The organism is Massilia sp. Masssp94 (genome assembly GCF_059491305.1).
Map to the genome: position 1 here is coordinate 6,370,253 of NZ_CP168501.1, position 12,978 is coordinate 6,383,230.

Consider the following 12,978-nt stretch of genomic DNA (forward strand, 5'->3'; position numbering starts at 1 on the left):
GCCAACGGCCGCGAAAAAAAATCACCCGGTTGAGCTTTACATTTTCCGTGGAAACGTTACACTGTCAGCATTGCTTGTTAGCGCTACCAGACGGTGGCGCCGGCAGGCGGTGCGGGTGCGCGGGGGGCTGCGCACTCTTCAAATATCTCCTCTTAGGGACTGGTCGCTTGTCGCTTCCGGTCCTGTTTTTTTTGGCCGTCATCGCGCCAAGGCCCAGGATCACCCCCGTCAGCAACATCGTCGGCGCGCCCGGCTCCGGCACGGGCGGGGGCGTGATCGGATCCAGCCGCACCGGCCGGCACACGTCGCTCGTACGACAGGCGTAACCGAGGATTTGCCGTGAATCGTTGATGCCGAGCGCCGTCGCCACGGTCCAGCCCAGTGCCGGATCGACCAGCGCATTGAGGTCCAGCAGCCTGCCGTCCGTGTACAGGAAACCGTGGCGGGAATCGATGTCGTCATCGAACGTCGAATAGCCGACCACCTGTCCGAGGTTGTTGATGTCCCACGTGCCCGTGTAGCGGCCGCCGAAGTCGCCGAGCATCGTCACCGTGCCGTCCGTGTAGAGAAAGGAGTGGGCGACCTGGGCGGTGTCCACGACGGCGCCGATGACCTGGCCGCGGTCGTTGATGCCTTGCGCGAAGCTCGCGGCGCCGCCGAAATCGCCGAGGTCCGTCATCACCCCATCGCGATAGACGAACGCATGGTAGCGCGATGCGTCGCCACCGAACGTCGAGGCGCCGACCACGTGGCCCGCGTCGTTGATGCCGATGCCGTATGAAACATCGCCGCCGAGCGTGCCGAGATCCCGCATGCCGCCATAGCCGGCCAGGATGGCATGCGTCCGGTCTGCGGCGGTGGTCGCCGAGCCGGTCACCTGCCCGGTGTCGTTGACGCCGAGGCCGATGCTGGAGCTGCCTCCGGGCAGCGTGCCCAGGTCGCGCATCGTACCGCCGGCGTAGAGGAAGGCGTGACCGGGACGGTTGGCCGGCGCGACGTCGCCCGTGACCATGCCGTTGTCGCTGAGGGCGTAGCCAAAGCTGCGCGTGCCGCCGAGGGCGCCGAGGTCGCGCACGTCGCCGTTCGTGAAGAGAAACGCATGCGAGCCGCCGGGAACCGGCATCACGCCGGTCATCTGTCCGGCATTGTTGATGGCGCTGGCCTGCAGCCACTCCGGCAGGATGGTCAGCGTGTACAGCGGTTCGGCGCCTGCCGTCAGAGCGGCGAAGCACGGAACGACGAGGCAGATTCGGATGCGCATGGCGATCTCCAGGAAACGGATCGCGTCCCGGCCGGGACGGATACGCTTTCGATCACGCGCGAGGCAAATCGTTACACGGACAGGTGCATGCCCGGTCCGTGCCGCCTGGCGCCGGCCTTCAGGGCACGGTCACCTCGACGCGATACGTGCGGCCCGCTTCGATGCCGCCGATGCGCGCTTCCGGCAGCGTCTGCCCGTCGCACACGACCGTCGTCCGCCCGACCGCGCCGCGCGTCACGCTGACGTCGAACGTGGCGCCGCGGAACACGCGGCGGACGCGCATGGACGGCCAGTGCGACGGCAACTGCGGATTCACGACGAGGCCTGCCGCATCGCCCTTCAAACCGCACAGGCCTTCGACGATGGACCGGTAGACCCAGGAAACGGTGCCCGTGTTGAACAACTGGCTCGAACGGCCGGCCGTGCGCGGGTATTCCTTCCACGCGCCGCGGTAGTAATTCGGGATGAACACGGGAAGCTGCCCGCGCCGCAGGTAGTCGTCCTCGCCCGGGCCCGGAATCATCTTGCGCAGCGCGTCCCATGCGCGGTCCGGCTGCGCGATCGTGTACAGGCTGTAGATGTAGAACACGGACGCGTGGTTGTACACGGCGCCGTTCTCCGCCGATCCCGGGTGCTTCTGCGTGACGCGGCCCACGTCCTCGCGCATCGCGGAATAGGGCGGGGCGAACATCTGCACGCCGTACGGGGTGTCGAGCTGGGCGTCGATCTCCGCCAGCATCGTCGCGCGCTGCTTCTCGTCCGGCGCGCCGCTGAGGAACGCCCAGCTCTGCGGATTCAAATAGATGCGGCCTTCCTTGTCGGCGCTGACCCCGAAGATCGCGTCGTCGTCCGTGATGCCGCGGGCGTACCACGCGCCGTCCCACAGGTGCAGGTTCGCCGCCGTGTTCATGTCGAGCGCGCCCCCGCGGAAGTGCTCGGTGCGCCAGTCGTCGCCGCGTGCCGCGCACACGTCGGCCCACAGGTTCAGCGCGTACGCGGCGGCCACCGTCAGCCAGCCGGACACGCCGCGGCCCTTGTACCCGACCATGTTCATCGGATCGCACCAGTCGCCCTGTTCGATGTAGGAGAGGCCGCGGTGGTCGCGCTTGTGCAGCAGCCAGTCCATCGCCATCGAGATCCGTTCGTACGCCGTGAGCGCCATGCCGTCGTGGCCCGTGACCGGTTCGTCGAGGATCGCATAGTCGCCCGTCTCGTCGAGGTAGGCCTGCAGGCACACGGGCAGCCACACGCAGTGGTCCGTGTGCGGCACCTGGTTGATGTACTTGAGCTCCGCGCCTTCGAACAGCAGGATCCCGTCCGGCATCGCACCGTTCGTACCCTGTTGCGACAGCGCGTGCAGGAACGCGGCGCGCGCGACGGCGGGCTTGATGAACGCCATCCCCATGTTGTCCTGCAGGTAGTTCCGCGTCTGCGGGTCCGTGCTGAGACGGTTGACGTCGCCGTGATAGAACACCTGGCGCGCGAGCCAGCGGTTGACGAAGTTGTCGAATTCCGCGTCCGGCGTCTCGACCTGGACGCAGCCCGCGCCCTGGTCCGCATACGCCGCATAGTCGCGGGCCGCGGCGGCAAACTGCTCGGCGCCGAGGTAGCGCCGTTGCATGGACGCGATCTCGGCGTCGTCGAACGCGGGGCCGAACAGGAAGCGGCGCGTCACGGCGGCGCCGGCATCCAGCGCGAGCCGATACTGGACGACCGCGACGGGCGTTTCGTAACGGGCGTCGCCGCCGGCCAGGCGTTCGTTGCGCAGCGCATCCGGCGCATGCAGGCCGCCTTCGCCTTCGAACTGGCCCTGGTTCGTTTCCCACGCGTCCGGCGCCGTCTCGCACAGGAAGTAGGTCCTGTCCTTGAAATCCTTGTTCTTGAAATAGTCCTGCAGCTTCTGGTACGGCGTCACGCTGGAGGCGACGATGCCACCGAGTTCGGCGCGGTATTCGGCCGACTGGTTCATCCACGACATGTAGCCGATCGTGAAGTAGGGGTAGACGCTGACCTTGCGCGGCCGGCCGCTGACGTTCGTCACGGTGAGGGTCCACAGCTCGGCCACGTCGTCGACCGGGACGCCCAGGCGCAGGTCGATGCGGATGCCCAGCTTTTCGACGGTCCACGCGAGGTCGTCGCGGCCGACGGAAAAGCTGAAACGGTCGGGCGCCGCGCGCACGGGTTCGTGCGGGGCCGAGAAGATCTCGCCCGTCTCTTCGTCCTTCACATAGAAGAAGCGGCCCGGGTGGTGCGCGTAATAGGCCTGCTCCGGCTGCATGAAGGTCTTCGCCTCGAGGTTCGGCGCGTGCGAGTACTTGGCGGGCTCCGGCTGCATGAACTGGGCGGTGGCGTAGCCGCGGCACGTCACCTGGATCATCATCCGGCGGTTCCACAGGAAGCCGCCGGCGTTCGGCATGGCGGTCGGGCTCGCGAGGTCGTAGCGTGCGCCGTTCTCGGTCGGTTGCAGCATGGTCTTTCCTTGTCGTTGTTATTCGCGTTGTTTATTCGATGGGCGGTTTGCGGGCGGCCAGGTCGGCCTGGATTGCCGCGAGCTGCCTGGCATTCAGGTTATAGAAGCACATCACGGCGACGGCGGCGACGGCGAACGCCGCCGGGATGAAGGACATGAGCCACACGATCCCTTCGCGCGACCCGGTGGCCTGCACGGCGTTGGGGACGTAGCCGAGCGCCGTGAACACGGACCCGATCACGGCGACGGCGACCGCCGTGCCCAGCTTTTGCGAGAACGTGGCGGCGGCGAACGTCATGGCGGTGGCGCGGCGGCCCGTGCGCCACTCGTTGTAGTCGGCCGTATCGGCATACATCGAGAACGCCAGCGGCGACTTCGGCCCCAGCACGAGACCCATCGCGCCCTGCAGCACGAACATCAGCCACACCTGGTCCGGCGGCACGACGTAGAACGCGGCGGACAGTACGGCGGTCGCGCTCATCAGCATGATCATCAGGGTCTTCTTGTCGATGAAGCGGGTGAGCAGCGGCGTGAGGGCTGCACCGATCGCGGCCGTCACCATGTAGGTCGGCACGAAGGTGCGCATCAGGTCCGGGCGCTCGACGACGTATTTGAAGTAATAGGCGGCGCTGGCGGTGCGCAGCGTGATCGTCACCATGATGATCAGGGCGAGGAAGAACAGCACCACCCACGGCCGGTTGCCCGCGAGGTCGCGCACGTCGCGCCACACGGCGTTCTTCTGGCCCGGCGGCGGCGCGATGCGCTCGCGCGTATTGAAGAAGGTGAGCACGAACAGCAGCGACGCGGCGACGCCCCACAGCAGCATCGTCAGTTGCCATCCGCGCTGTTCGTTGCCGGCGCCGAGCCAGCGCACGAGGTCGGGCGTCGCGGCCGTCACGAGCGTGCTGCCGGCGAACGCGAAGATGAAACGCAGGCCGTTGATGGTCGAGCGCTGCTGCGGATCGGCCGACATCACGCCGGACAGCGCGTTGTACGGGATGTTCACGCAGGTGTAGCAGACCATCATCAGCAGGTACGTCCCGTAGGCCCACGCGAGCTTGGCGTCGCCTTCCAGGCCGGGCGTCGTGTACGTGAGGACCGCGGCGCCGGCCAGCGGGACGCACATCCACACGAGCCACGGACGGAACTTGCCGAAGCGGCTGTCCGTGCGGTCGGCGGCGGCGCCGATCATCGGGTCGGTGAACGCGTTGATGATCTTAATCGTCGACATCATCGTCGCGGCCGCGGCGGCCGAGATCCCGAACGTGTCCGTGTAGAAGATCAGCAGGAAGGTGGCGACATTGGTCCAGTAAAAATTGAAACCCATGTCGGCCACGCCGTAGGCGAGCTTTTCGCGCCAGGGCAGCGGCGCCGCCGCCGCGGGTGTGGCTGCGGCGGCGGCCCGGGGCAGGGCGGCCGTCATCGGACTGCTCCGGCGGGATGAAGGAATGCGGCCATCTGTGTCTCCGGTCATTGTATTGATAGCGCTAACACCGGCGAGTATGCCGCGCGCCGGGAGTCATGTCAATCGCCCGGATACTTCACGCCGGTCTGGGCCCGGATCTCGTCCAGCACGCCCATCAGGTGCAGGGTCTGCTCGTGCGTCATGGCCGGGCTTTCGATCAGGCCTTCGGCCCAGCAGCGCTGCGCCTCGATCGCCTCGTGCACGTAGCCGTTGCCGAGATACGGCGTCGGGATGATGCGAGCCGGTTCGTCGGCCAGCATGAGGGTGAGGGTGGGCGGACGGTGGAACGGCGCGTCCAGGCGCAGCTGGCCGTGGCGGCCGGACAATGTGAGGAGACCCGGCGTGCGCGCCTTCAGCGAGCAGGCGCAGGTGGACAGCGCGCCGCCCGCGTGGCGCAGGGTGAACACGGTCTGCAGGTCGACGCCGGTCGGCCCCAGTTCCGCCTGGGCGCGCACGGATTCCACGGCGCCGAGCAGGTAGGCTGTGATCGACAGCGGATAGATGCCGACGTCGAGCAGCGCGCCGCCGCCGAGGGCCGGATTGAACAGGCGCGCTTCCGGACCGCCCGACGCGACGAAGCCGAAATCGGCGCTGGCCTGCGACACCTCGCCCAGCACGCCGGAGGCGAGGATGCGTTTGACTTCGTCCAGCGCGGGCATGAAGCGCGTCCACATGGCTTCCATCAGGAATACCTTGCGGCTGCGCGCGAGGGCCACGACCTGCCCGGCCTGCGCGCGGTTCAGCGCGAACGGCTTTTCGCACAGCACACCCTTGCCGCCGGCGAGCATCGACAGCGCGTTCTCGGCATGCATGGCGTGCGGCGTGCCGATGTAGACGAGGTCCACGTCGGCGCAGGCGGCGAGGCTGTCGTAGCCTTTCAGGCGCAGGGGAATATGGAATTCGTCGGCGAATCCGGCGGCCGTCGCGGGGTCGCGCGAGGCGACGGCGGCGAGCGTGGCGCCCGGCGTGTCGCGCAGGGCCGTGGCGAAATCGCGGGCGATCCGGCCGGTGCCGAGGATCCCCCAGCGTACGTTGTTCGTCATGTGTGCTCCATCTGATAGGGGTGGAAAAAGCGGGGCGGGCCATTCTGGAGGATGGCCTAAAAGCGGGCTACCTGTCTATCTTGACAGGTCTTTGATGACATTTTGTTATCGATGATTGCGTTATACTATATTGCGGTCCCTCATCGACTGGAAAGGAAAGCCATGGCTGCACAGTCCCCGCGCGCGGATGCGAGCGCATGGTGCCGGCCCCTGTTCGACGGGACGCAGCTGTCCATGCTGGTCTGCGACCCCGTGTCGCAGGAAATCCTCGACGCCAACGATGCGACGCTGGCGCTGCTCGGCCATACCCGCGACACGCTGCTGGGCATGCGTCTGCCCGAGCTGTACGCGCGCGATGAGGGCGACGCCGATGCCCTGCGTCCAGATACCTGCCGCCTGCATTCGCACGTGCGCCACATCGCGGGCGCGCGCGGCGAGATCCACCACGCCATCCTGCAGCGTTGCGCCATCGAATACGGCGGGCGCGACGCCGTGCTCGTCGTCCTGCAGGACGTGACGCGCCACGTCGAGGCCGAAGTCCAGCTGCGCGACACGCAGGACGAGTTGCTGCGCGCGCAGGCGCTCGCGCTGATCGGCAACTGGATCTGGGACGCGGCCAGCGATTCGCACGTGACGTCGTCGCCGGAAGGGTACCGGATCATGGGCTTCCGCCCGGACGAGAGGCCCGTGTCGACGGCGGAGATCTACGCCCGCATCCACCCGGACGACCGGCCCATGGCGGAGCGCGCGCGCGAGCGGGCGCTGCTCGACCCCGATTACAAGTACGACGTGGAGTTCCGCCTGATCCGGCCGGACGGCGAGGTGCGCTGGCTGCATTCCGTGGCCGAGGTCCGGCGCGACGCGACGGGCCGCGTCGTCAAGATGCTGGGCCTCGTGCAGGACGTCACGGAGCGCCGCCGCGCCGAGGAAAACGTGCGCCGCCTGGCATACTACGACACGGTGACGGGCCTGCCGAACATGAACCGGTTCGAGAACGAGGTCGACGACCGGCTGATCCAGCTGCGCCGCGGCGCGGGCCGGGGACGCGGCCCGGCGCGGCTGGCCTGCCTGATCGTCGACCTGGTGCGCTTCCGCGACGTTAACTACGCGCTCACGCACCTGTACGGCGACGTGCTGCTCGCGCTCGTGGCCGACCGCCTCGCCGCCGTCGTCGGCCAGGCCGGCGTCGTGGCGCGCTGCGATGCGCGCTTTCCGATCGTGCTGGACGGCGCCGACGAGGAAGAAGCGCGGCGCTGGGCCCAGCACATCCACCGCGCGCTGGAGGCCCCGTTCGCGGTCGCCGGCATCTCGTACGAGATCGGCGCACGCGTCGGCATCGCGCTCGCGCCGCTGCAAGGCCTCGACTACCACACGCTGCTGAGGAAAGCCGACATCGCGCTGTACCAGGCCGCGCACCTTGGGCGTAACGTCGCCGTCTACGCGGCCGAGGACGACCCGCACACGCCCGACCGCCTGTCGCTGATCGGCGACTTCCGCACGGCCATCGAGGCCGGCCAGATCCAGCTCTTTTGCCAGCCGAAGGTGACGATGGCCGGCCGCGAGATCGTCGGCGCGGAAGCCCTCGTGCGCTGGGTGCACCCGGAGAAGGGCTGCATCGGTCCGGAGACGTTCATGCCGCTGATCGAATCCACGGACCTGATCCACGTGCTCACGCAGCACATGCTGGCCAGCGCCGTCGCCCAGAGCGAGGCGTGGCGCGCGCAGGGCGTGCGCCTCCCCATCGCCGTGAACCTGTCCGCGCGCGACATCGCCGCGCTGTCGCTGTCCGAACACCTGCGCGAGCTGCTGGAACGGCATGGCTCGTGCGCGGGCCTGATCGGGCTGGAGATGACGGAGAGCAGCCTGATGCAGAACCCGGCGGAGAGCATCGCCGAGCTGGAACGCCTGTCGGCGATGGGCTTCCGGCTGTACATCGACGATTTCGGCACGGGATATTCGTCGCTGAGCTACCTGAGCCGCCTGCCCGTCGACGTCATCAAGATCGACCACGGTTTCACCATGCAGATGATCGAGGACCGGCGCGCCGCCTCGATCGTGAAATCCACCGTGCACCTGGCGCACGATCTCGGCATGGGCGTCGTCGCGGAAGGCGTCAGCAATGCGCGCATCTGGGATGCGCTGCACACTCTCGGCTGCGACGAGGCCCAGGGTTATTTCGTCGCCGCGCCGATGCCGGCCGCGCTGTTGCTGGACTGGGCCCGCGGGTCGCCGTACCGCCTGCAGGACGAACCCGTGTGCGCGTAGGCGCCGTTCACGCGGCGCTGGCCGCGGCCACCAGCGGCAGGCGCAGGGTGAACGTGCTGCCCTGACCGTCGCCGCCGCTCGCGGCCGTCACGCTGCCGCCGTGCAGCACCGCCAGCTCGCGCACGAGGGCGAGACCGAGACCGAGGCCGCCCTGCGCGCGGTCGATGCCGACGGGGCCCTGCACGAGCGCCTCGAAGATCAGCGGCAGGGTCGTCGGTTCGATGCCGATGCCGGTGTCGCTCACCTCGAACACGGCGACGCCATCCTCGGCATGGCCGCGCACGGCGATCGCGCCGCCGGCCGGCGTGTACTTGATCGCGTTGTGCAGGAGGTTGTCGAACACCTGTTCGAGCCGGGTGGCATCGCCGTCGACCCACAGCGCCGGCACGGACACGGTCCACGCGTGCACGCCCGCGTCCACCACCTGCCGCGTCGCGCAGCAGTGCAGCAGCAGCGCGCCGGCGTCGATGGGCGTCTTTCTCAGTTCCACCTTGCCGGACAGGATGCGGCGCACGTCGAGCAGGTCGTCGACGATGCGGGTCAGGTGGCGCGTCTGGCGCCGCCCAATCTCGCGCGCGTGGGCCGTCATCTGCGCGTTCGCGGCCGGCATGTCGAGCACCTTCAGCGCGCCCGCGATGGCGGCCAGCGGATTGCGCAGTTCGTGGCCCAGCATGGCGAGGAAGTTGTCCTTGGCGGCGCTCTGCGTTTCGGCCAGGCGGCGCGCATCGCGTTCGCTCTGGAGCAGCGCTTCGCGTTCCGATTCGAGCGCCGCGCGCGCGGCGCGCTCGCGTGCCAGGCTTTCGCTCGTGTGGTACAGCGCGTCCTGCAGCACGTCGACTTCGTGCACCCGGGTCGGCGCGGGCCGGGCGGGCGCGCCCAGCGGCAAGGCCTCGGCGGTGCGGCGCGCGCGGTCGAGCGCCACGCTCAGGCGCTGGGCGAGGAACGACGCGATGCCGAACGCGAGCCCCATCAGCGCGAGCAGCGCGAGGCCCGCGTACAGCGTGGCGGCCCGCGCCGCCTTCTCGATCTCGGCGACGGGAACGCCGATCGCGATGGTCCAGCCGGTGGTGTCGCTGTGCGTGAAGATGTCGTAGACTTCGATCCCGTCGCGCGTCTGGTGGCGCGCCATGCCGCTTTTCGCGGCGCGGGCCGCCGCGATTAGTTCGGGCCGCGCCTTGGTGCCGACGAGCGTGTCGTTGACGTTGCGCGCGATCGAGACGCCGTCGCGGTCGATGATCCCGACGACCCAGTCCGGCCCGATGCCCTTGTCCGCGAACACGGTGGCGAAATGGCCGGCGTCGAAGATCTGGCTCAGCACCCAGCGCCCGCCGGCGGTGCGCGGCACCGGCACGTCGACGGAGACGGTCGGCTTGCGCGACAGGGCGCCGACGAAGTAGCCGGACACGCGCGGCCGCTGGCTGTCCCAGGCTTCGGCCACCCAGGGCCCGGCATGGCCCGGCAGGCGCGTGCCGTACGGGACGAGGGTATTCATGAGCGGGCTGCCGTCGTAGTCGATCAACAGGGTCCACGTCCACGGCGTGGATGCGTTCATCGCGGCCGCCTCGCGGTGGATTTCGGCGAAATCGCCCCGGCGTATGGCGTCGGAATTGCCGAGGGCGCGCAGCGCCGCCTGGGCGGCCGCGACCTCGCGGTCGACGAGCAGCGCGGTGGCGCGCGCATTGGACTCGACGCTGCGGATGCGCGATTCGCGCTCCCAGTCGAGGAGCATGGACAGGCCCGCGCCGGCGATGACGGTGACCGGCACAAGGATGGCGACGGCCATGAGGATCAGGTAGTGGCGGGCTTTCATCAGGGCGCCATTGTACTTGCATTAATACGGACGCCGGAAGAGTGCATGATGGGGTAGCATGTGCGGATCGTTGCCAATTGGGCAAGCGAGGCAGGGCGCCGCCGGTGGCGCCGGGATGACGGGAAAGGAACGGCCATGGCGAAGGTACTGGTGCTGTATTACTCGACGTATGGACACATCGAACAAATGGCGAACGCGCTGGCGGAAGGGGCGCGCGCGGCGGGAGCGACCGTGGACGTGAAGCGGGTGCCCGAGACGGTGCCGGACGACGTCGCCCGCAACGGCCATTTCAAGCTGGACCAGCCGGCCCCGATCGCGACCGTGAACGAACTGCCCGACTACGACGCCATCGTGATCGGCGCGCCCACGCGCTACGGCCGCATGCCGTCGCAGATGGCCGCGTTCCTGGACCAGACGGGCGGGTTGTGGGCGAAGGGCGCATTGCACGGCAAGGTCGGCGCCGCATTCACGTCGACGGCGACCCAGCACGGCGGCCAGGAAACGACGCTGTTCTCGATCATCACGAACCTGCTGCACTTCGGGATGGTGGTCGTCGGCCTGCCGTACAGCTTCGCGGGCCAGATGACGCTGGACGAGATCACCGGCTGCAGCCCGTACGGCGCCAGCACGATCGCGGGCGGCCAGGGCCAGCGCCAGCCGAGCGCCAATGAGCTCGACGGCGCGCGCCACCAGGGCGAGCTCGTGGCGAAGACGGCCAACAAGCTGTTCGGCTGACCGGGCAGAAGCACTCACCGGCCGCATCCATCCCCGGATGCACTTCGCCGCAACATCCCATCATCATGGCAGCCGCGTCGACGGGACCGGCGCCAATCCCGGCCGACGACACCGGCACCGACCCTTCACGCGGCGTCCGTCCGTGTCGCCGCGGCCTGCCGGAGTCGCCTTGTTAAGCACTCCCGTGCAATCGGCCACGCGCGAACCACGCGTTGCGGGATTTCCTCGTGGCTTTGATGATTGTCGTAATTGCTGCCGATCGTTGCTGGGCTCACCATAACACTTGGTTGGTCCGCAAGGATTTACGACACCCGCGCCTCCTGCCCGGTCTCCCTACTGTCGAACTCGCCCTTGCCATCGCCCAGCTGCGTCCATCCAGACATGGACGGAGCGTGGCGGGAGTATTTCGCAAGAAGCGGCCGCGGCAGGTGCCGCCGCGAACCAACGCTTGAAGCAAGACGATCGTTCCGCCGCAAATCAGCGAGTGGGCCTGGAAGAGTCTTGACGCGTCATCGGTGCGGCCGGGGACGCGATATGCAATTAGATAAACACATCAGAAAAGGACACCACCATGAGGGGACAAGGGATGAAATTCCAAGTGTCAGCGATCGCGCTTGGCTGCATCGCACTGCTGAGCGGTTGCGGCGGCGGCGGCGGCGGCACCGACGGCGCCAAAGAGCAAACCATCGACTTCCAGATGCCGTTCCTGGGTCAAGCGATGATCGGTGTGCCACCCAATTCGGCGCACACCACGCTGAAGGCGACGGCGAGTTCCGGCGGGACCGTGACCTACAGTTCGGCCACGCCGGACACTTGCAGCGTCAGCGGGGATCAGCTGACGCTGCTGAAACTGGGTGAGTGCTCGGTGATCGCGACCCAGCCCGGTGCCGACGGTTTCGCTCCGGTCTCGAAGCGCCAGACTTTCGTGGTTCCCAAGAACCCGCAGATGATCAGATCGTTCATCAATCCGGGCTGGCAGCCGCTCGATTCGACGCCGGTGCAGTTGACCGCCACCTTTACCTCGGGTCTTCCGCCCAAGTTTACGAGCACGACGCCCAGCATCTGCTCGGTCAGCGGGAACACGATGACCAAGCTCGCCAACGGGATGTGCATCATCACCGCCGAGCAGGACGGCAATGACTACTTCATGCCGGCGTTGCTGACGGATGAAACGACGTTGGGCAAGGCGATGGCGAAGGCGATGTCGAAGAGCATTCCGATCGGCACCGAAAAGCCGGCCATGGTGAATTTCCTTTCCGGTTACAAGGACACCGATCACACCGTCGAAGGCCTGATCGGCCACGCGGGTAACCAATGGTGGTGCGATAGTTGCGATCGTGCTGTTTCCAGCGACGGCAAGAGCTTCACCTTTACCTCGACGTTCGATAAGGCTCCGCAGGCATCGGATTATTACAAGGCGTCCTTGCAGCTGTTCGCCACCGGCATTGTCGACAACGATGTTGCGAATACGGACAGCGTGTACAGAGCCAACGTCAAGGACGACCCTTTCCTTACGCCCGACCCCGCTTCGCCCAAGGGCGCGCGGCTCGACATCCAGACTGCGCTGCATTTCAATCTGGCGGAAAACGCCGAATGGTTCGGCTCGGCAAATAACCAGGTCAAAGTCGAAATGTTCCTCGCGCCCTTCAAGAAGACGGACGGAACCGTATGCCGATTGGCTCTGCAGTCCACGGTGCAGCCAACCGCCGCTGCCGCCACGGACTACCGCCTCGGTTTCAAGGAGAACTTCACGTTCAGCCAGGCGTGCGGCATGAGTGCGCCGGACGTCGCGATCCTGGTGCAGACCCAGCCGGTCGTCGAGCTGAGGTTCTCCGCGGTGCAGCCGAACGGACAGGTGGCGAATGCATCGTCGAAGTACGTCAGCCAGTTCAAGCTGACCGGCCCCGTCTACTTCCAGTGACAACGGAC

General features: G+C 67.6%; 8 protein-coding genes. 3 read left to right on the top strand and 5 right to left on the bottom strand.

Translation table 11 applies throughout. The features are described 5' to 3' along the window. Positions 1 to 64: 64 nt before the first annotated feature. The 4 genes from ACEN9G_RS28020 to ACEN9G_RS28035 form a co-directional block, all read right to left on the bottom strand. Positions 65 to 1,261, bottom strand: a complete 1,197-nt coding sequence (locus tag ACEN9G_RS28020) for a hypothetical protein (RefSeq protein WP_413341861.1) — start codon at positions 1,259 to 1,261, stop codon at positions 65 to 67. A gap of 118 nt (positions 1,262 to 1,379) precedes the next feature. Continuing rightward, entirely contained in the window at positions 1,380 to 3,731 is a 2,352-nt protein-coding gene (locus ACEN9G_RS28025; protein WP_413341862.1) for a GH36-type glycosyl hydrolase domain-containing protein, read from the bottom strand. Between the two features lie 31 nt (positions 3,732 to 3,762). After that, positions 3,763 to 5,154 carry an MFS transporter gene (locus ACEN9G_RS28030; protein WP_413341864.1) on the bottom strand — a complete coding sequence of 464 codons (1,392 nt, stop codon included), beginning with the start codon at positions 5,152 to 5,154 and terminating at the stop codon, positions 3,763 to 3,765. A gap of 101 nt (positions 5,155 to 5,255) precedes the next feature. Next, a complete protein-coding gene (locus ACEN9G_RS28035; protein ID WP_413341866.1) occupies positions 5,256 to 6,239 on the bottom strand; it encodes a Gfo/Idh/MocA family protein in 984 nt (327 codons plus the stop codon). A gap of 162 nt (positions 6,240 to 6,401) precedes the next feature. Between ACEN9G_RS28035 and ACEN9G_RS28040 the strand changes: the two genes are divergently transcribed. Then, entirely contained in the window at positions 6,402 to 8,504 is a 2,103-nt protein-coding gene (locus ACEN9G_RS28040) for a putative bifunctional diguanylate cyclase/phosphodiesterase (RefSeq protein WP_483127332.1), read from the top strand. Positions 8,505 to 8,511: 7 nt separating this feature from the next. Here the strand turns inward: ACEN9G_RS28040 and ACEN9G_RS28045 are convergent, their stop codons facing one another. After that, on the bottom strand, positions 8,512 to 10,314 hold the full coding sequence (locus ACEN9G_RS28045) for an ATP-binding protein (protein WP_483127333.1): 1,803 nt from the start codon (positions 10,312 to 10,314) through the stop codon (positions 8,512 to 8,514). A gap of 135 nt (positions 10,315 to 10,449) precedes the next feature. On the opposite strand from ACEN9G_RS28045, the gene wrbA reads away from it, so the two are divergent. Both wrbA and ACEN9G_RS28055 read left to right on the top strand, forming a co-directional pair. Beyond that, a complete protein-coding gene (gene wrbA / locus ACEN9G_RS28050; protein ID WP_413342548.1) occupies positions 10,450 to 11,049 on the top strand; it encodes an NAD(P)H:quinone oxidoreductase in 600 nt (199 codons plus the stop codon). A gap of 586 nt (positions 11,050 to 11,635) precedes the next feature. After that, positions 11,636 to 12,970, top strand: coding sequence for a hypothetical protein (locus tag ACEN9G_RS28055; protein WP_413342550.1), 1,335 nt, complete (start codon positions 11,636 to 11,638; stop codon positions 12,968 to 12,970). Positions 12,971 to 12,978 lie beyond the last annotated feature (8 nt).